Genomic DNA, 18,737 nt, shown 5'->3' with positions numbered 1-18,737 from the left:
GCGCGATCGGCGTTGGCCCGGCGCGGTGTTCAGTCCGCCAGCACCGCTGCTGCCACCCGGTGTAGGGCGAAGGTGTGCAGCATTTCGGTCCGCTCGTCTTCCGCCCGTAGGTAACCGGCCCCGATCGACACCGGCCGGACCAGTCGGGAGGCGGTTGCCCCGTGCGCGTCGACGTACCCCACCCAGACCAGCGCCTTGTCCCGAACCGCCTGCTGGAGTACGGCCAGCGCGTCGGTGTGCCGGTGCGCGGCTCCGGCGCCCTCCTGGCCGCGGAGCGACGCCGGTGCCCGCTGTGCAGCCCGGGTGGCGGCGTCGCCCCGCCGGATCTGCTCGACCATGCCGAGGAGCCGGGGCATCGGGAGCCTCGGGGCGGTGACCGGGTCCACGATCCGGGCGGCGGTGCCCGGCGGGCGTGCCGGTGCCCGGCGGGTCCTGGGCCGGGTGAGTACCGCCGCACCGGTGGCGTCCTCGGGCACCGGCGCATAGCCCACCTCGCGCAGTGTGGCGAGCATCCGGGTGACCGGGCCCGGCGTGACGAGCACGGTCGGCGCGAGCCGGCGGAGCGCCAGCACCTCCAACCGGCGGTCGGCGAGCACCTCGCCGAGCAGCGCCTCATCGTCACTGCGCAGGTACGCCCCGGTGGCGCCGACCCGCAGCCCGCCATGCCGGCGGGCGACGTCGTCGACCAGGTAGGTGAGCCCCTGCGGCACCGGGGTCCGCGAGCGCCGGGCGAACAACCCGTGTAGGTCGGCTGCCGAGTAGCCGGCGTCCAGCGCCCGGCGGACGCTTGCCGGGGTCACCCGGTGCACGCTGGCCCCACCGGCCGACTCGTGCTCGGCCACCACGTCCAGCTCGGCGGCGAGGGTCGGGTCAGCCGGTCCGGGTACGACGACGGTCAGATCGGCCTGCACCAGGAAGTGGTCAACCGGGGCGGGTAGCAGCCCGTCCAGCGCCCGTACCGCCGTTGACGCCTCGCCGTCGGCGTGCAGGCCCAGCGGGTCGCCCGCGCCCCGCTGCTCGCTGGCGGTGGTGTCGGCGAGCAGTAGCCGCCCGTACGAGGTGAGCGCCCCCAGCCCGGTGACGCCCAGCGTGGCCGCCTCGGTCAGCACCTCCCGGTGTGCCGCCTCCCGTCCCCGGCTGCGCCGGGGCGCTCGCCAGTCCAACAGCTCCAACACCTCGTCCGGGGTGGGTGCGGTCGCCGGCTCCAGGTCGGCGAGGACACCGAGCGCCGCCTGCCGGGCGATCGGCGCCCCGGCGCGTTCCGCCTCGGGGGAGAGCACCGTGATCGGGCGGTCCCGGTCGTCGCGTTGGCCGACCAGCCCGGGTTGTCGGGTCATCGTCAGCCAGGCCCGGGCCAGCTGTTCCCACCGTTGCGCCAGCGAACCGGCGCGCCAGGCCTCGTACCCGGCGCTCGGCAACACCTGCTGCTCGGCGGCGGTCCGGGGCGCGGCGACCCCGGGCGCCTCCAGCTCCCCGATCAGTCCGGCGGCGTGCGCCGCCTCCAGCAGCAGTGCGGCGGTCGGTTCGTCCAGGCCGAGGGCGCGGGCCAGCCGGCGGAGGTCGCGGACGCCCAGGCCGCCGGAGCGAAGCACCGAGGCCGGCTCCGCGGCGAGCTGTTCCAGCAGCGCCTCGGCCTGGCGGACCACCTCCATGGTCTGGCCGGCTCCGGCCGAGTCGACCGCTTTCGGTTCCCGAGGTGGGGCCGCGACCTGTGGCGGGTCGGTGGGCATGGGGCCGAGCGGGCCGGTGTCCCGGCGGAGCAGGAGCCCCACCTCCCGGGGCAGCTCGACAGTCCCGGGGCGGCCGCCCCCACCGGTGGTGACCGAAACCAGGAGCCGGTGGTCAACCAGCCAGCGCACCGGTGAGCCGGTGGGTGCGCCGCCGTTCGTGGGGTCCGGCGGCAGGGCATCCTCGGCGCCCAGGGGCGGGGCCTGCAACGCCCCCGGTGGCACGCTGCCGACCGGCGGACCGGCGGCCAGCCGATCCAGGATGGCCCGCGCCGACGGCGGTGCCGAGAGTAGGGTGCGCCGCAGCTTCGCCGGGTCCGCGCAGAGGGCCGCCGCCCGCGAGTCCAGCTCCGCTGCCGGCCGGCCCAGCCCCGCGGGGTACGGGGAGATTTCGTCGATGCCGCCGATCACGTGTAGCCGTTCGTCGGGTCCGTACAGCAGCAGGCGGGATCGGAGCAGTCGCACCGCTTCGCGGACGGCGGCCGGGTCGGGCGGGCGCGCGTTGGCCCCGGACATGGCGAGGATCACGTCGAGGCTGGTCGTGTCGGCCGCTGCGTCGCGGGTGAGCCGGGCGGCGTCGAGGACCTGAAGCGTGAACCGGTCCAGGCTGTCCAGCACGCGGGCCACCGATACCCGGGACTGGGCTCGGAGGGCGAGCGCGGCGAGGTCGCTGGGGACCGGTACGACCAGGTCCGGCCGCTGCTGGAGCAGGGCCGCGAGCTCCTGGTCGGGCAGCGCACGCAGGTGGTCGGCGAGTGAGTTGGTCATCGTCTTTCCACGCTAGCCCGACGGGTGTCCGCTCCGCCCCTCGGTCGGCCAGTCGCCCCCACCGCATCGGTGGCCGCCGTACCCGTGGCAGCCGCGGCGGGGGTGGCGCCGGTGCGCGATGATCTCACTGGATTCCCAGCGGCGCCCGACGCCGCGGTCCGGCTAGCCTTAGAGCAGTAGACGTCGTGAGTGAAGCAGAGGTTTTCAAGTGCCGACGGGTCGAGTGAAGTGGTACGACGCGACCAAGGGATACGGGTTCGTCACCAGTGACGAGGGCGGCGACGTGTTCCTGCCCAAGGCGGCGCTTCCGGCGGGTGTCACCGACCTGAAGGGTGGGCAGCGGGTCGATTTCAGTGTGGTCGACAGTCGTCGTGGCACCCAGGCGATGGGGGTCAAGCTGTTGGAGGCCCCACCGTCGGTGGCGGAGCTGCGTCGTCGCCCGGCGGAGGAGCTGCACGGCCTCGTCGAAGACATGATCAAAGTTCTGGAGGCGAAGGTGCAGCCGAACCTACGCCGTGGCCGGTTCCCGGACCGGAAGACCGCGCAGAAGATCGCTCAGCTGGTCCACGCGGTCGCCCGCGAGTTGGAGGTCTGAGACACCAGGCCGGCGTCGGCGGCCCGGCCCAGCAGCGCGTTGACGGCGGCGTACCCGGCTGCGCCCAGGTCGGCGGTGAACTCGTTCACATAGAGGTCGATGTGCCGCTGGACCACGTCGGGCTCCATCTCCTGCGCGTGCCTCAGCACGTAGTCGCGGCTGGCCGCCGGGTCCGCCCAGGCGCGGTTGACCGACTCCCGGATCCATCCGGTGGCGGCCTCGGGGTCCACGCTGCCGCGGCGGGCGAGTATCGCGCCGAGCGGGATCGGGAGGCCGGTGTCGGCCTCCCACCACTCGCCCAGGTCGACCAGGGCGGTCAGCCCGTGCCGGGGGTAGGTGAACCGGGCTTCGTGGATCACCAGGCCGGCGTCGTACCGGCCGGCGGCGACCCCCGGCATGATCTCGTGGAACGGCACCACCTCGATCCGGGCGGGTGGCCGTCCGGCTGACCAGAGCCGGAAGAGCAGGTAGGCCGTGGTCCGGTCGCCGGGTACGGCAACTGTGGCCCCGGAGAGGTCGGCCCGGTCCGGGAGCCCGGCCACCCGGCTGCTCGAGCCCTCGGGTGCCGCAGCAGGGGCGAGCGCCGGGTCGGGTCGGGTCAGTACCAGGGGCCCGCATCCCCGGCCGAGTGCCCCACCGCAGGGTAGGAGGTGGTAGTCCTCGAGCAGCCACGGCAGCGCCGCGTAGCTCACCTTCACCAGGTCGAACGCGCCCCGCTCGGCGGCCGTGTTGGTCACGTCCACGTCGGCGTAGGTCACCGTGACCGCGGGGGCGCCGGGGACCTGCCCGTGCACCAGTGCGTGGAAGACGAACGTGTCGTTGGGGCAGGGCGAGATCGCCAGCGAGAGCGTCACGCGCCTACGGTAGCCCCGCGGTACGGCCGTTCCTCGCCGGCCTTGTGGCAGCGGCCAAGATCCGGCATTGTCCGGTGGTCCAGATCTGCGTCGCGGCCGTCGGAGGTACCAACTGCCCACCTCGTACCTGCTCTGGCTCGTCGGGATCCTCGCCTCGCTGCTGGGCAACTCGCTGTTCTACTTCGCCCTCGGCTGGCAGGCGAGTGCGCATGGCGGTGCCATCACCGGTCTGGTGCTCACCGCCGTCACGCTGCCGCGGGTGCTGCTGCTTTTGATCGGTGGGGCGGTCGGGGATCGGGTGAGCGCACGCCGGGTGCTCATCATCGGCGATGCGGCGATGCTCGTCTTCTCGGTCGCCCTGGCGGCAGCGGCCTACCATCTTGGCGCGCCGCCCTGGTTGTTGCTCACCGCCGGGGTCGCCGTGGGGGTCGCCGACGCCTTCTATCTGCCGGCGTCCGGTTCGATGCCGCGACGGCTGGTCCACCCGGACCAGTTGCCGCGGGCCCTGGCGCTACGTCAGGCCGGCGGTCAGTTGGTGGCCGTGGGCGGCGGTCCGCTCGGCGGGGTTCTCGTCGGGTTGGCCGGGCTGGCGGGGGCGGCCCTGGTCAACGCGGTGACCTTCGCCGCGGTGCTGATGTTGCTGATCGTCATCCGGCCGCGGTACGGCGGCCCGCCACCGCCGGCGGGCAGCGGGGTTGTCCGCGATGCCTTCGACAGTCTCCGCGTTGGCTTTCGTGATCCGCTTCTGCGTCCCGGCCTGACGATGACCGGGGCCGCGGCGGCGTTCCTGCTTCCGGTGCTGTCGTTGCTGGTCCCGCTGCTCGCGCGGGCGGAAGGCTGGGGAGCCGCGGCTGTCGGTCTCATTCTTGGGGCGCAGAGCATCGGCATGCTGGTCGTCACCCTGGCTGTCGCACGCCGAGGCCCGCTCGGCCGGCCCGGTCTCCTCTCCGCCTGGGGCCTGTTGACAGCGAGCACTGGTGTCCTTGGACTGGCGCTCTCACCCACCGCGGCTGTCGCCATCGGCGCGGCGGTGGTCCTGGGACTCGGGAGTGGTCTCTTCGCCGCGCATATCGGGCCCCTGATCCTGGGGACGACCCCGGAGACGCACCTGTCCCGGATTCAGGCCCTGCTGACCCTGGTGCAGAGTCTGGCTTCGTTGGTCATGCTCAACGTGCTCGGCACTGTCGTCGAACACCGTGGTGCGGTGGTGGCGGTCGTGGCCTGCGCGGTGGCCACCAGCGGCGTCGGGCTGCTGGCGCTCCTGTCCGCGCCGCTGCGTACCACCCGGGTCGGGCTCACGACAGTCCCGGTCAACCGGTGAACGTTTGAGGGGCATTGCCCGAGCCGCGCTACCGGTGCGCTGCCCCGGTCAGGGTTACGGAGCTTCCGCCTCCGGCGTGGCCTCGTGCCCCCGCAACCCGTCGGTACGGCGCCGCTGCTTCATCTCCGCCTCGTAGATGTGCCGCCGCCCGCCGCCCAGGCGCTCCCGTGCGTCCCGTTCGATCTCCTGGAACGTGGCGTAGTAGCCGTCGTCGAACTCTTCCACGACCTGGAACGTCCATCGCCCGGGTAGCACGTTGCGGCCCAGCAGCTCGTGCTCGACCCGGTTGGCCATGTCGTCGTGCCCGGCCTCGCGGAGCAGCCGTACCACTCGGTCGAGGGTGAGATCTGCTCCCCCGATGAGCTGGTGTGCCGAATACAGGTGACCGCGTGCCCGGTGGACTGTCTCCAACGCCTCACTCAACCCGCCCAGTGCGTCGATGGTGACGTCATCGGCCCCTGCCGGCCGAGAGTGTTCCGCGTCCACTGACCGCCTCTGATCTGGCATGGCGGCTGATATACCCCGGAACCGCCGGACCGCACACCCGAGGGCGCCCGCCGCCGATCAATGTGCTGCACCCCTTCGCTGTGCCTTGCTAACGGCCGGTGATGGTGAAGACCGGTTTCGTCAGTGCTGTCCGGATGAGCCCGTTCAGCCGGGCCTCCCGTTTGGCTGCGGTAATGGTCCCGGCGGCTTTGCCGGGCGATTCACGTATGGCACCATCGTGGCACCGGCAACCACCTCCGGTCCTCGACAGGAGTTCCCCAATGTCTAAATCGACGCATCGCCTGCGTGGTGCCGTCCTCGCGTTCGCGGTTGTGGCTGCGTTCGCGGGTGGCCTACTAGCGCTGGTCTCGAATGTCCAACTCGCCGACTTCAATTGGGGCGCGCCAGCTGTGGAGTCAGGCATCGCGTTAGTCCGATAGGTTCCGCGCCACCGGCCAGGGGGCGGTATGCCAGAAAGTCCACCTTCGGTGCGTAGGCCCGCCGAGCAGGTCTGGCTGATCACCGCCCCGCTGGCGATGGTCGCGGTGGCTTGTAGCGTCTTCCTGGCACTCGCGGCCGAGCCGCCCCCGGGGAACCTTGCCATTACCGCGGCCCTACTCGTTGCGATAGTCGCAGCTGGAGCCGGGGTTCTGCAGATTGTCGTGCGCCGTGAAGCGCTCGAGGTGATAGTCACCGAGATCCCACTCGTGCTGGCTTTCTATTACCTGCCGCCCTTGACGGTCGTGGCGCTCACTGTGCTGTCATCCCTGGTCGGGCAGCTCTGGCGCCGACATGCCGCAGTGAAGGTCTGGTTCAATGTGGCCTGCACGGGTGCGGCGGCCTCGCTCGGTGGTGTCGTCCTGGTCGGGCTCTCCGGCGTCAACGGAATCGGCCCCCGGACATGGGCGGTCCTGTTCGCCGCGGTCACCGTGAACTCGGTGGTCTCCCTGCTCGCGATCAGTGGTGTCGTGAGCCTGCTCCACGGTTGGCAGACCGGCTGGGAGTTGTTCCGCAGATCCCCGGTGCCGCTGGTGGTCAACTCCATCAACGTGGTGATCGGCCTGATCCTGCTGCTGGCGCTGGAGTCGACCCGGTGGTCAGCGCTGCTGATCGCCGTGCTGACCGTCGCGATGGTGGTGATCTACCGCTCGTACGCGCAGTTTCTCCGGCAGCATCGCACGTTGAGCAGCATGTACGAGTTGACTCGGGCGATGACTGAGGGCGGTCGGGAGGGCGCTGTCGCTGACCTGTTGTTGGATCGGATCCGGGCCCTGATGCAGGCCGAGTACGCGACTCTGTGGCTCCCCGCGCAGGGGCGCTATCCCGAGGTGCTGCTCAGCGCTCGGGTGGACGACCGGGGCCTGCTCGATGTTGCGCCGACCCCTGCCGACCTGCGCGTCAAGGTCCGCGAGTCCGGCGTGACCCTCGCCGTCGGGCGAGCCCTCCCGGACCCCGCTGATGCTTGGGGGGACCTGGCCGGCCACGGGGTGAAGGACGTGATCGCCGTCCCGCTACGGTCGGGCAAGGCAGTGATCGGCACGTTGGAAGCCGTCAACCGACTGAGTGATGTGGGGCACTTCACCCCGGAGGACATTCCTGTCTTCGAGACCGTCGCCGCTCATGCCGCGGTCGCGCTCGAGAATTCCCGGCTGGTTGACCGGCTGCGGCACGACGCCTACCACGACACGCTCACCAAGCTGCCCAACCGGCGGCGGGTCACCGAGGCGCTGGACGAGGCGGTGAAGATCCGGGCGCCGGGTGAGGTGGTGGCGCTGCTGCTCTTCGCGGTTGATCGACTCCGGGAGGTCAACGAGTCTCTCGGGCGCGCCGCCGGGGACACGGTGTTGGTCCAGGTCGCCACGCGGCTTCGGTCCTGCGCGCCGTCCTCGGCACTGGTGGGACGGGTCGGCGGTGACGCGTTTCTGGTGACTCTCCGGCTGGCGGGGGCGACCGCGGCCCTGGACCTGGCGGCGCGGATGCGGGAACAGGTCCGGGCTGTGGTGACCTTTGACGGGCTGACCCTCGACGTGGATACGGCGGTGGGTGTCGCCATGCACCCGGAACATGGCAGTGGGTCTGCCGCGCTGCTGCAACGGGTCGACCTGGCCGTACGGGCGGCCAAGTCCTCGCCCGGGAGCGTCCAGCTGTTTCACCCGGCGTTGGAGTCCCGGTCGCTGCGGCGGCTCGGTCTCGCCGGCGACCTGCGGCGGGCCCTGGCCAATGGTGAGCTGGAGGTGTATTTCCAGCCCAAGGTCACCCTGCCTGACCGGCGGTTGGTGGGCGTCGAGTGCCTTGCCCGCTGGGAGGACCGGGCCCACGGGGCAGTCTCGCCGGAGGACTTCGTGGCGGTTGCGGAGTACACCGGTCAACTGGGGCGGCTCACCGAGTTCGTGCTCCGGGAGGGGCTACGGCGTAGCCGTGACTGGGCGCCCGGGGGCCACCCGCTCTCCGTCGCGGTCAACCTCTCCCCGCGTACGCTGACCGACCAGCACTTCCCGGAGCGGGTGCGGGAACTGCTCGAGGAGTACGGGGTGCCGCCGGAGCGGCTCACGTTGGAGATCCGGGAGTCCGGGGTGCTGGACGGCACCGACCGCCCCATCCCGACCCTGCGGCGCCTGCGTGATCTGGGCGTCCGCCTGTCGGTGGATGACTTCGGTACGGGTAACTCGTCGCTCGCCCACCTGCGCCGGCTCCCCGTGCACGAGGTGAAGGTCGATCACCGATTCGTGCAGGGGATGGCGACCGACCCCGGGGACCTGGCGATCGTCAACGCGGTGGTCACGCTCTCCCAGCAGTTCGGCCTCACCGTGGTGGCCGAGGGGGTGGAGAGCGAGTTGACCCTGGAGCTTCTCCAGGACATCGGGTGTGAGTACGGGCAGGGGTTCCTGTTCAGCCGGCCGTTGCCCTTTGAGCGGCTGGAGGCGTGGTTCGGCGCCCAGCTGGAGTCGGGGCCAGCGGCCGCGGGGGAGTCGCCGCGCCTGCGGGTCGTGCCGTGAGCTGGGCCCACGGGCCACCGAGGGGATCCGATTTCAGCTCCGCGATCCCGCCGTGTAGGCTAACCTCTGCACGGCCACCGAGTGGCTGCGCAGGCCCCCTTAGCTCAGTCGGCAGAGCGTCTCCATGGTAAGGAGAAGGTCTACGGTTCGATTCCGTAAGGGGGCTCAGAGGGTCCGGCTGGACCCACCCGGCGGTGTAGCTCAGGTGGCAGAGCAAGCGGCTCATAATCGCTGTGTCGCCGGTTCAAGTCCGGCCACCGCTACTTTCGTCCATCGGGCCTCACCCGGCGGATGATGGGACGGGCGCCTTCGGCGCCCGCTTTGCATGTCCACGTGCTCTGCGCGTAGGCTGATGCGCCCGTAGTTGTCACCCATTTACGAGGAAGGCACTCCGCCGTGGCGAAGGCGACCGATGTCCGGCCGAAGATCACTTTGGCGTGTGTGGAGTGCAAGGAGCGCAACTACATCACGCGCAAGAACCGGCGTAACGACCCGGACCGTATCGAGCTGAAGAAGTTCTGCCCGCGTGAGGGCCGGCACACGATCCACCGCGAGACCCGCTGATCCTGGCGGTCCACCGCTGATTTATCCACGGTCGCCGATCCGTCGACCCGAGTGGCTTTGTCGCCGCCGGTCGGGTGGGTCGGCGGCCGTGTTCTGCGTGTAGGTTCGCGGCATGTCCCTGGACCCCTCCTTCGTCGGCCGGACCTACCCGCCGACCGCCCCCTACCAGGTGGGCCGAGAGAAGATTCGTGAGTTTGCGACCGCGATCGGCGCCACCGAACCGGCCCACCACGACCCGACTGCCGCTCGTGCACTCGGCCATCCGGACGTGGTCGCCCCGCCGACCTTTCCGGTCGTGGTCACCATGGCCGCCACCCGTCAGATCGTGGAGGATCCGGACCTCGGTGTCGACTACAGCCGGGTGGTCCACGGCGATCAGCGCTTCGCCTACACCCGCCCGGTTGTGGCGGGGGACGAGTTGGTCTGCGTCAACACCATCGAGGACGTCCGCACCCGCGGCGGGCACGGGTTCCTGACCACCCGCACCGAGGTCACCACGCCTGATGGCGAGTCGGTGGTCACCGTCTGGTCGAAGATTGTCGTACGGGGGGAGGGCTGAGATGGAGCTGCCGACCAAGACATTCCGGGTAACCCGGGCGGACCTGATTCGCTACGCGGGTGCCTCGGGAGACTTCAACCCGATCCACTGGAGCGACCGGATCGCGACCTCCGTCGGGCTGCCCGGCGTGATCGCCCACGGCATGTTCACGATGGCTTTGGTGGGCCGGGCCGTCGCCGAGTGGGCCGGCGCTGCCGACGCGGTGGTCGACTACGGGGTCCGATTCACCCGACCGGTCGTTGTCCCAGACGATGATCAGGGCACCGAGATCGAGGTGACGGCGGCGGTTCGGGAGGTCACCGATGCGGGCTTGACCAGGATCGACATCACCGCGACCTGCGGCGGGGAGAAGGTGTTGTCGCAGGCGAGGGCGACCATTCGGGCATCCGGCTGACCGATCTTTGACGTGCCAGGGGCGGACCGGTTGGGAAAGTCGTGCCACTACCCGTACACTGATCCGCCGTGGGGCACGTGACCCTGCCCAGCCGTTTTGGCGGGGTGAGGTGACGTCTGCCGCATAGGGGTGTAGCTCAATTGGCAGAGCAGCGGTCTCCAAAACCGCAGGCTGCAGGTTCAAGTCCTGTCACCCCTGCGCCTCAGGCCTGATCGTTTCGTGGGTCGCGTCGCCGGCTGGCGGCGTCCGGCCCGTGGTGGTGGTATCGGCAGGGCGGCTCCGAGGCACTGGGGCCCCAAGTTCGGACCGCTGGCTACGGCCCGTCGCGGACGGTCGGGCCGGCCGGCGTGACCAGACTCCGCGTATGCTGTGACGGCGTGCGAACCGACATCCCGCGACGGAGGGCGATGTGGCCGACAACAAGCGGCGTGGCGAGGATGCCGACGACGAGCGTCTGGACGGCGAGCTCGACGCTGCCGGTGATGCCGGCGCCGACGATGAGTCAGCCTCCCGGGGCGAGGGCGCGAGCAGCTCACGGGCCGAGTCGGGTGACCGGCCGAAGAGTCGTACCCAGGGTGACAAGGTAGGCCCGATCGGTCGAGTCGCGCGATTCGTCCGCGAGGTCGTGGCTGAGCTGCGTAAGGTCATCTGGCCGACTCGCAAGGAGCTGTTGACCTACGCCTCCGTGGTGATCGTGTTCGTCGCCGTGATGCTGGCGATCGTGGCTGGCCTGGACCTCGCCTTCGCCGAGGGTGTGCTGTGGGTCTTCGGTGACCCCAGCTGACCGGCTGACTGTGCTGATAGTGACGGAAGTGAGCAAGCGTGCCTGAGTACGACGAGACCGCCGAGCCTGTGGACGAGCAGTCCACGGTCGCGACGGCGGCTGGTGACATGTCGGTTGAGGCCGCCAGCGAGCCGGAGCTCTCCGCCAGCGAGCCGGAGCTCTCCGCCAGCGCCAGCGAGCCGGCCGAGGAGGACGAGTTCGACCCGGTCGCCGAGCTGCGGCAGAAGCTGCGCTACGCGCCGGGCGACTGGTATGTGGTGCACTCGTACGCCGGCTACGAGAACAAGGTCAAGACCAACCTCGAGACCCGGATCACCTCCCTCGACATGGAGGACTACATCTACCAGGTCGAGGTGCCGACCCGGGACGAGGTCGAGGTCAAGAACGGCAAGCGTTCCCAGATCCAGGCCAAGGTCTTCCCCGGCTACATCCTGGTGCGAATGGAGCTCACCGCGGAGTCGTACTCCTGCGTGCGGAACACGCCCGGGGTGACCGGCTTCGTGGGCGCCACCGACCGGGCCGACCGTCCGGCGCCGCTGAGCCTCGACGAGGTGTTGAAGTGGCTGGCGCCAGCGGTCGAGGCTGTGGAAAAGAAGGCGAAGCCCGAGGTCAAGGTCCTCGACTTCGAGGTCGGCGACTCGGTCACCGTCACCGACGGTGCCTTCGCCTCCCTGCCGGCGACGATCAGCGAGATCAACGCCGACCAGCAGAAGCTCAAGGTGTTGGTGTCGATCTTCGGTCGAGAGACCCCGGTGGAGCTGAACTTCAACCAGGTCGCCAAGATCTGATCTTCAGTACGTCGGCGGTGGGTAGCTACCCACCGCCGACGTACTCGTTTCTGGCCCGGGCGGCTGGCAGCCGGACCCCGGAAGGCCGGCAGCCGGCGTGCGCTACCCTAGAACGTCGCCGTCTATGCGGCATGCTGACCGTGCATGACCGACGGGCGGTGCGAATTTCCATTTCACGTCCCAGGAAGTGACATGCCTCCGAAGAAGAAGAAGCTCGTCAAGACGTTCACGCTTCAGCTGCCGGCGGGCCAGGCCACCCCGGCGCCGCCGGTTGGCCCCGCGCTGGGTCAGCACGGTGTGAACATCATGGAGTTCTGCAAGTCCTACAACGCGCAGACCGAGTCCCAGCGGGGCGACATCGTCCCCGCCGAGATCAGCGTCTACGAGGACCGCTCGTTCACCTTCGTGCTGAAGACCCCGCCCGCCGCCCGGCTGCTGATCAAGGCCGCTGGTGTGGCGAAGGGCTCGGGTGTCCCGCACATGGAGAAGGTCGGCCAGGTCAGCCGCGCCCAGCTGCGGGAGATCGCCGAGAAGAAGATGGCTGACCTCAACGCCAACGACCTCGACCAGGCCGAGAAGATCATCGCCGGCACCGCCCGGTCGATGGGCCTGAACGTCGTCGACTGATCCAAGCCGACCCGCCGATCCCGTTTGTGGGAGGGCTCGCGAGCACCGCGGCCCGCCAGAGACCACAGGAGTAACCACAGATGCAGCACAGCAAGAACTACCGCAAGGCGGCTGCGGCCATCGACCGGTCGAAGCTGTACACCCCCGCCGAGGCCGTCAAGCTGGCCAAGGAGAGCACCTCCACGAAGTTCGACGCCACGGTCGAGGTCGCGATGCGCCTCGGCGTCGACCCGCGTAAGGCGGACCAGATGGTGCGCGGCACGGTCAACCTGCCGCACGGCACTGGTAAGACCGCGCGTGTGATCGTGTTCGCCGCCGGCGCGAAGGCCGAGGAGGCCGTTGCCGCCGGTGCCGACGAGGTGGGCACGGACGAGCTGGTCGCCCGGATCCAGGGCGGCTGGCTCGACTTCGACGCGGCGATCGCCACGCCGGACCAGATGGCCAAGATTGGTCGGATCGCGCGGATCCTGGGCCCGCGCGGTCTGATGCCGAACCCGAAGACCGGCACGGTGACGATGAACGTCGCCAAGGCCGTTGCGGACATCAAGGGCGGTAAGATCGCTTTCCGGGTGGACAAGCACTCCAACCTGCACCTGATCATCGGGAAGGCCTCGTTCTCCGAGAGCCAGCTGGTGGAGAACTACGCGGCGGTCCTCGACGAGATCCTGCGGGTGAAGCCGTCCGCGGCCAAGGGTAAGTACCTGCGGAAGGTCACCCTCACCACCACGATGGGCCCGGGTGTTCCGGTCGACCCGAACGCGGTAAAGAACCTGCAGGAGAGCTCCGCCGAGGGCTGAGCACGACTGCGTGCGAACGGGGCCCTGCCGGCTGGTGGGGCCCCGTTCGGCTTTCTGGCTGACCGGGTGGAGGTCGGCCGGGTGGTGGGCGGTAGGGCTGGTGGGGGCGGTGTGGCAGCCCTCGCGGGCATCGCGTATTCTTGTCGCGAAGTTCCACCCAGAGACCGCTGGTCACCGTGCCTCGGCACGGTCGAAGGTTCCGCGACGACGGGCGACCCGCGCAGGGCGGTAAGCGAAAACAGGTTGTCTCCCACGGTCCGCCGACTGTGGTGCCAGCACCAGCCTTTCGCCCCGTGCGCCCTGCGCCGGGGCTTTTCTCGTTGCTGTGTTTCCTCCGGATCCGCCGTCGGCTACCGCCGATGACGGTGACCAGCCTGGAGTAACGAGAGAGGAGGGACATGGCGGACAAGCCGATCCGGGCCGACAAGGCCACGGCCGTCGTCGAGCTGACCGAGAGCTTCCGCAACGCGGGTGCGACCGTGCTGACCGAGTACCGTGGTCTGACGGTCTCCCAGCTCACCCAGCTGCGGCGCTCGCTCGGCACGGAGACCACCTACACCATCGCCAAGAACACGCTGGCCAAGCGTGCCGCGGCGGACGCGGGTATCTCCGGGCTCGACGAGCTGTTCACCGGTCCTACCGCGCTGACTTTTGTTTCGGGCGACGTCGTCGAGGCGGCCAAGGGGCTTCGCGATTTCGCGAAGACCAACCCGAAGCTGGTCATCAAGGGCGGCGTTTTCGAGGGCAAGGCCATCTCTGCGGCCGAGGTCACGAAGCTCGCCGACCTGGAGTCCCGCGAGGTGCTGCTGGCCAAGTTGGCCGGTGCCATGAAGGGCAACCTGAGCAAGGCCGCGTCGCTGTTCCAGGCGCCGATGGCCAAGACGGCCCGCCTGGCGGCTGCCCTGCAGGACAAGCGCGAGAAGGAAGGCGCCGAGGCGGCCTGAGGCTGTCCCGGTGCACACGATTCTTAGCAACACCACTTGAGAAAGGACGCCAGATATGGCGAAGCTCAGCACCGACGAGCTGCTCGACGCGTTCAAGGAGATGACGCTGATCGAGCTCTCTGAGTTCGTGAAGCAGTTCGAGGAGACCTTCGAGGTCACCGCCGCGGCGCCGGTCGCCGTGGCCGCTGGTGCCCCGGCCGCCGGTGCTGCTGCGCCGGTCGAGGAGGAGAAGGACGAGTTCGACGTCGTCCTCGAGGCCGATGGCGGCAAGAAGATTCAGGTCATCAAGGTCGTGCGTGAGCTGACCGGCCTGGGCCTCAAGGAGGCCAAGGACCTGGTTGAGTCCGCGCCGAAGGCGATCCTGGAGAAGGCCAACAAGGAGACCGCCGACAAGGCCAAGGCCAAGCTCGAGGGCGAGGGCGCCAAGGTCACCCTCAAGTGACTTTCTGCTAACCCCGGCAGGGTGTCCCCGTGTGCGGGGGCGCCCTGCGGCACGACGGGCGGTGATCCGGTCAGCGGATCGCCGCCCGTCCGTGTTGGTGGCGTGGGTTGCCCCAGTCGAGCTGGGTGTTCCGCGCGGTTGGTGGGAGCCTGGCCCGTCGGTGCTGCCCATCTGGCTGCGCCGGGTCTCCGATGCTGGCGGGCAGCGGTGGGGTCGCAGCCGGCGGTAGCCGGCCCTTGACGCGGCCCGGCCGGGCAGGCACGCTGAAACCAGCAAGACTTTCCGCGCTTGCAACGGCCACCACTTGGGTGCGGGCTCGGCGAGTCGCCCGGTGGCCGCAAGGTGGCCCGGTGGGAGTGTCGCGTTCTGAGCGGCCCGGCATGAGGTTCCGAGGCGCGTTCCGCGATGACCTGCGGGGTTGGCTGGACAGCGGCCAGACTCTCGGCTACACTGCTAGTTTGCGCTGCCTTCCGAATTTACCCCTGCTCGGAAATGTCCGTTTGTGGATATTTCTGGTGGGGTTATTGGAGTGCGCGCGTACCAGCCGTTCTGCAGCACCGGTCCTCGGAAGGACGCATCTTGGCAGCTTCCCGCCCTGCGAAGACCAGTCGTACGTCGAGCGCTTTCGCTCCCCGCCGAGTTTCTTTCGGTCGGATTACCGAACACCTCGAGGTCCCCAACCTCCTTGCCATTCAGAACGAGTCTTTTGACTGGTTGGTAGGCAACGAGGCGTGGCAGGGCCGGTCGGCGGACGATCCGCACGCGCGCTCGGGTCTCGCGGAGATTCTCGACGAGATCAGTCCCATTGAGGACTTCTCCGGCACTATGTCACTCTCCTTCTCGGCCCCACGCTTCGACGAGGTCAAAGCCTCGATCGAGGAGTGCAAGGAGAAGGATCTCACCTACTGCGCCCCGCTCTTCGTGACCGCGGAGTTCACCAACAACACCACCGGCGAGATCAAGAGCCAGACGGTGTTCATGGGTGACTTCCCGATGATGACGCCGAAGGGCACCTTCATCATCAACGGTACCGAGCGCGTCGTCGTCAGCCAACTCGTCCGGTCGCCGGGTGTCTACTTCGACAAGCAGCCGGACAAGACCTCCGACCGCGACCTCTCCAGCGTGAAGGTCATCCCGAGTCGGGGTGCCTGGCTCGAGTTCGACATCGACAAGCGCGAAACCGTCGGGGTTCGGATCGACCGTAAGCGTCGGCAGGCCGTCACCGTGCTGCTCAAGGCTATCGGTTGGACGGCGGAGCAGATCCGCGAGCGGTTCGGCTGGTCCGAGCTGATGATGACCACGCTCGAGAAGGACCACATCGGCAGCCAGGACGAGGCGCTGCTGGACATCTACCGCAAGCTGCGTCCGGGCGAGCCGCCGACCCGGGAGAACGCCCAGACCCTGCTCGACAACCTCTTCTTCAACCCGAAGCGGTATGACGTCGCCAAGGTCGGCCGATACAAGTTCAACAAGAAGCTCGAACTGGACCTGTCGATCGACACCGGGGTGCTCACCCAGGACGACATCGTCGCCACCGTCGAGTACCTCTGCCGGCTGCACGCCGGGGAGGAGGGCTACGAGGCCGACGACATCGATCACTTCGGTAACCGTCGGCTACGTACCGTGGGTGAGTTGATCCAGAACCAGGTCCGGGTCGGCCTGTCCCGGATGGAGCGGGTTGTCCGGGAGCGGATGACCACGCAGGACGTCGAGGCGATCACGCCGCAGACCCTGATCAACATCCGTCCGGTGGTGGCGGCGATCAAGGAGTTCTTCGGCACGTCGCAGCTGTCCCAGTTCATGGATCAGACCAACCCGCTGGCGGGCCTCACCCACCGGCGTCGGCTCAGTGCTCTTGGCCCCGGTGGTCTGTCCCGGGAGCGGGCCGGATTCGAGGTCCGCGACGTACACCCGTCGCACTACGGTCGGATGTGCCCGATCGAGACGCCGGAAGGCCCGAACATCGGGCTGATCGGCGCGCTGTCCACCTTTGCCCGGGTCAACCCGTTCGGCTTCATCGAGACGCCGTACCGGAAGGTCGTTGACGGTCGGGTCACCGACCAGATCGACTACCTGACCGCGGATGAGGAAGACCGCTTCGTCAAGGCGCAGGCCAACGCACCGCTGCGGGCGGACGGCTCGTTCGCCGAGGACCGTGTCCTGGTCCGTCGTAAGGGTGGCGAGACCGAGGACGTGCCCCCGGCGGCCGTGGACTACATGGACGTGTCGCCGCGACAGATGACCTCGGTCGCGACCGCGATGATCCCGTTCCTCGAGCACGACGACGCCAACCGTGCGCTGATGGGCGCGAACATGCAGCGCCAGGCGGTGCCGCTGGTCAAGGCCGAGGCGCCGCTGGTCGGCACCGGCATGGAGTACCGGGCCGCCGTGGACGCCGGCGACGTGGTGGTCGCCGAGTTCGGCGGTGTCGTCGAGGACCTCTGCGCCGACTACATCACCGTGCACCAGGACGACGGCCACCGTCGTACCTACCTGCTGCACAAGTTCCGCCGTTCCAACGCCGGCTCCTGCGTCAACCAGAAGCCGGTCGTGTTCGAGGGGGACCGGGTCGAGGCCGGCCAGGTGATCGCCGACGGTCCGTGTACCGACGACGGCGAGATGGCGCTCGGGCGCAACCTGCTCGTGGCGTTCATGACCTGGGAGGGCCACAACTACGAGGACGCGATCATCCTGTCGCAGCGCCTCGTGCAGCAGGACGTGTTGACCTCGATTCACATCGAGGAGCACGAGGTTGACGCCCGGGACACGAAGCTTGGGCCGGAAGAGATCACCCGCGACATCCCGAACGTCAGCGAGGAGATGCTCGCCGACCTCGATGAGCGGGGCATCATCCGGATCGGTGCCGAGGTCGTCCCCGGCGATGTCCTGGTCGGTAAGGTCACGCCCAAGGGTGAGACCGAGTTGACCCCCGAGGAGCGGCTGCTCCGCGCGATCTTCGGCGAGAAGGCGCGCGAGGTCCGGGACACCTCGCTGAAGGTGCCGCACGGCGAGACCGGCACGGTCATCGGGGTGCGTACCTTCTCCCGCGAGGACGGCGACGAGCTGCCGCCGGGCGTCAACGAGCTGGTCCGGGTCTATGTCGCCCAGAAGCGGAAGATTCAGGACGGCGACAAGCTCGCCGGCCGGCACGGCAACAAGGGTGTCATCTCCAAGATCCTGCCGGTGGAGGACATGCCGTTCCTTGAGGACGGGACCCCGGTCGACATCGTGCTGAACCCGCTCGGTGTGCCATCCCGGATGAACATCGGCCAGGTGCTGGAGACGCACCTCGGCTGGGTGGCCAAGACCGGGTGGAAGGTCGAGGGGGACGACGCCGAGTGGAAGCGGCAGCTCCAGGCGATCAGTGCCGCCGAGTCCGAGCCGGACAGCAACGTGGCCACCCCGGTCTTCGACGGTGCCCGCGAAGAGGAGATCTCCGGTCTGCTCGCCTCCACCCGGGCCAACCGGGACGGCAAGCAGCTGATCGGTTCGTCCGGTAAGGCCCAACTCTTGGACGGTCGCTCCGGCGAGCCGCTGCCGGACCCGATCGCGGTCGGCTACATCTACATCCTGAAGCTCAACCACCTGGTTGACGACAAGATCCACGCGCGGTCGACCGGTCCGTACTCGATGATCACGCAGCAGCCGCTGGGTGGTAAGGCGCAGTTCGGCGGCCAGCGCTTCGGTGAGATGGAGTGCTGGGCGATGCAGGCGTACGGTGCCGCGTACGCCCTGCAGGAGCTGCTGACGATCAAGTCCGATGACGTCCTCGGCCGGGTGAAGGTCTACGAGGCGATCGTCAAGGGCGAGAACATCCCGGAGCCGGGCATCCCGGAGTCGTTCAAGGTGCTACTCAAGGAGCTTCAGTCGCTCTGCCTCAATGTCGAGGTGCTCTCCAGCGACGGTGTGGCCCTGGAGATGCGGGAGACCGACGACGAGGTGTTCCGGGCCGCGGAGGAGCTGGGCATCGACCTGTCCCGGCGTGAGCCGAGCTCGGTCGAAGAGGTGTGAGTGGCGAGGGTTGCGGGCCGGCCGGCCCGCAACCCCGCCGAGAGCTAGCTAGAGATCAGACACGACACGAGGGATATAAC

General features: G+C 69.1%; 16 protein-coding genes and 3 tRNA genes. 16 read left to right on the top strand and 3 right to left on the bottom strand.

The features are described from left to right. Positions 1-29 precede the first annotated feature (29 nt). Entirely contained in the window at positions 30-2,495 is a 2,466-nt protein-coding gene (locus tag H0524_RS04625) for a helicase-associated domain-containing protein (protein WP_180197498.1), read from the bottom strand. A gap of 208 nt (positions 2,496-2,703) precedes the next feature. Between H0524_RS04625 and H0524_RS04620 the strand changes: the two genes are divergently transcribed. Then, entirely contained in the window at positions 2,704-3,090 is a 387-nt protein-coding gene (locus tag H0524_RS04620; protein WP_026322528.1) for a cold-shock protein, read from the top strand. On the opposite strand, the gene H0524_RS04615 is transcribed toward H0524_RS04620, so the two are convergent. Beyond that, positions 3,051-3,944: a 1,4-dihydroxy-6-naphthoate synthase gene (locus H0524_RS04615; RefSeq protein ID WP_180197497.1), complete on the bottom strand. Its 894-nt coding sequence runs from the start codon at positions 3,942-3,944 to the stop codon at positions 3,051-3,053. The genes H0524_RS04620 and H0524_RS04615 overlap by 40 nt on opposite strands. Before the next feature lie 67 nt (positions 3,945-4,011). Between H0524_RS04615 and H0524_RS04610 the strand changes: the two genes are divergently transcribed. Beyond that, the gene (locus H0524_RS04610) at positions 4,012-5,265 is read left to right on the top strand and encodes an MFS transporter (RefSeq protein ID WP_180197496.1); all 1,254 of its coding nucleotides are present in this window, start codon (positions 4,012-4,014) and stop codon (positions 5,263-5,265) included. Between the two features lie 54 nt (positions 5,266-5,319). On the opposite strand, the gene H0524_RS04605 is transcribed toward H0524_RS04610, so the two are convergent. After that, positions 5,320-5,784 (bottom strand): hypothetical protein, encoded by a 465-nt coding sequence (locus tag H0524_RS04605; protein WP_180197615.1) that lies wholly within the window; start codon positions 5,782-5,784, stop codon positions 5,320-5,322. A 434-nt stretch (positions 5,785-6,218) separates the two neighbouring features. On the opposite strand from H0524_RS04605, the gene H0524_RS04600 reads away from it, so the two are divergent. The 14 genes from H0524_RS04600 (at position 6,219) to H0524_RS04535 (ending at position 18,657) form a co-directional block, all read left to right on the top strand. Continuing rightward, positions 6,219-8,747 (top strand): bifunctional diguanylate cyclase/phosphodiesterase, encoded by a 2,529-nt coding sequence (locus H0524_RS04600; protein WP_180197495.1) that lies wholly within the window; start codon positions 6,219-6,221, stop codon positions 8,745-8,747. A 93-nt stretch (positions 8,748-8,840) separates the two neighbouring features. Beyond that, positions 8,841-8,913: transfer RNA gene (locus H0524_RS04595), tRNA-Thr, on the top strand. Between the two features lie 24 nt (positions 8,914-8,937). Next, positions 8,938-9,010 (top strand) — tRNA-Met (locus H0524_RS04590). A 133-nt stretch (positions 9,011-9,143) separates the two neighbouring features. Next, entirely contained in the window at positions 9,144-9,311 is a 168-nt protein-coding gene (rpmG, locus tag H0524_RS04585; protein WP_012015142.1) for a 50S ribosomal protein L33, read from the top strand. Positions 9,312-9,423: 112 nt separating this feature from the next. Next, positions 9,424-9,870: a MaoC family dehydratase N-terminal domain-containing protein gene (locus H0524_RS04580; RefSeq protein ID WP_018726256.1), complete on the top strand. Its 447-nt coding sequence runs from the start codon at positions 9,424-9,426 to the stop codon at positions 9,868-9,870. A gap of 1 nt (position 9,871) precedes the next feature. Further along, a complete protein-coding gene (locus H0524_RS04575; RefSeq protein ID WP_180197494.1) occupies positions 9,872-10,264 on the top strand; it encodes a MaoC family dehydratase in 393 nt (130 codons plus the stop codon). 125 nt (positions 10,265-10,389) lie between these two features. Next, positions 10,390-10,462: transfer RNA gene (locus H0524_RS04570), tRNA-Trp, on the top strand. A gap of 211 nt (positions 10,463-10,673) precedes the next feature. Then, positions 10,674-11,048 (top strand): preprotein translocase subunit SecE, encoded by a 375-nt coding sequence (secE, locus tag H0524_RS04565; protein ID WP_180197493.1) that lies wholly within the window; start codon positions 10,674-10,676, stop codon positions 11,046-11,048. A gap of 38 nt (positions 11,049-11,086) precedes the next feature. Next, positions 11,087-11,836 carry a transcription termination/antitermination protein NusG gene (nusG, locus tag H0524_RS04560; protein WP_180197492.1) on the top strand — a complete coding sequence of 250 codons (750 nt, stop codon included), beginning with the start codon at positions 11,087-11,089 and terminating at the stop codon, positions 11,834-11,836. Between the two features lie 192 nt (positions 11,837-12,028). Next, positions 12,029-12,463 (top strand): 50S ribosomal protein L11, encoded by a 435-nt coding sequence (gene rplK, locus H0524_RS04555; protein WP_180197491.1) that lies wholly within the window; start codon positions 12,029-12,031, stop codon positions 12,461-12,463. A gap of 80 nt (positions 12,464-12,543) precedes the next feature. Then, on the top strand, positions 12,544-13,260 hold the full coding sequence (gene rplA / locus H0524_RS04550; protein WP_018217072.1) for a 50S ribosomal protein L1: 717 nt from the start codon (positions 12,544-12,546) through the stop codon (positions 13,258-13,260). A 398-nt stretch (positions 13,261-13,658) separates the two neighbouring features. Beyond that, positions 13,659-14,204 carry a 50S ribosomal protein L10 gene (gene rplJ, locus H0524_RS04545; RefSeq protein WP_018217071.1) on the top strand — a complete coding sequence of 182 codons (546 nt, stop codon included), beginning with the start codon at positions 13,659-13,661 and terminating at the stop codon, positions 14,202-14,204. A 55-nt stretch (positions 14,205-14,259) separates the two neighbouring features. Next, a complete protein-coding gene (rplL, locus tag H0524_RS04540; protein ID WP_018217070.1) occupies positions 14,260-14,646 on the top strand; it encodes a 50S ribosomal protein L7/L12 in 387 nt (128 codons plus the stop codon). Positions 14,647-15,225: 579 nt separating this feature from the next. Next, a complete protein-coding gene (locus H0524_RS04535; protein ID WP_180197490.1) occupies positions 15,226-18,657 on the top strand; it encodes a DNA-directed RNA polymerase subunit beta in 3,432 nt (1,143 codons plus the stop codon). Positions 18,658-18,737: the final 80 nt, after the last annotated feature.

Origin of the sequence: Salinispora sp. H7-4, assembly GCF_013416675.1 — a bacterium.
Taxonomy (GTDB): domain Bacteria; phylum Actinomycetota; class Actinomycetes; order Mycobacteriales; family Micromonosporaceae; genus Micromonospora; species Micromonospora vitiensis.
This window is presented reverse-complemented; position numbering and strand designations above follow the sequence as displayed.

Excerpts from the sequence above, each read along its gene's own strand:
- rplK (WP_180197491.1), top strand. The coding sequence starts at position 12,029 with ATGCCTCCGAAGAAGAAGAAGCTCGTCAAGACGTTCACGCTTCAGCTG.
- rplL (WP_018217070.1), top strand. The coding sequence starts at position 14,260 with ATGGCGAAGCTCAGCACCGACGAGCTGCTCGACGCGTTCAAGGAGATG.
- H0524_RS04575 (WP_180197494.1), top strand. The coding sequence starts at position 9,872 with ATGGAGCTGCCGACCAAGACATTCCGGGTAACCCGGGCGGACCTGATT.
- H0524_RS04600 (WP_180197495.1), top strand. The coding sequence starts at position 6,219 with ATGCCAGAAAGTCCACCTTCGGTGCGTAGGCCCGCCGAGCAGGTCTGG.
- rplJ (WP_018217071.1), top strand. The coding sequence starts at position 13,659 with ATGGCGGACAAGCCGATCCGGGCCGACAAGGCCACGGCCGTCGTCGAG.
- H0524_RS04625 (WP_180197498.1), bottom strand. The coding sequence starts at position 2,495 with ATGACCAACTCACTCGCCGACCACCTGCGTGCGCTGCCCGACCAGGAG.
- H0524_RS04580 (WP_018726256.1), top strand. The coding sequence starts at position 9,424 with ATGTCCCTGGACCCCTCCTTCGTCGGCCGGACCTACCCGCCGACCGCC.
- rplA (WP_018217072.1), top strand. The coding sequence starts at position 12,544 with ATGCAGCACAGCAAGAACTACCGCAAGGCGGCTGCGGCCATCGACCGG.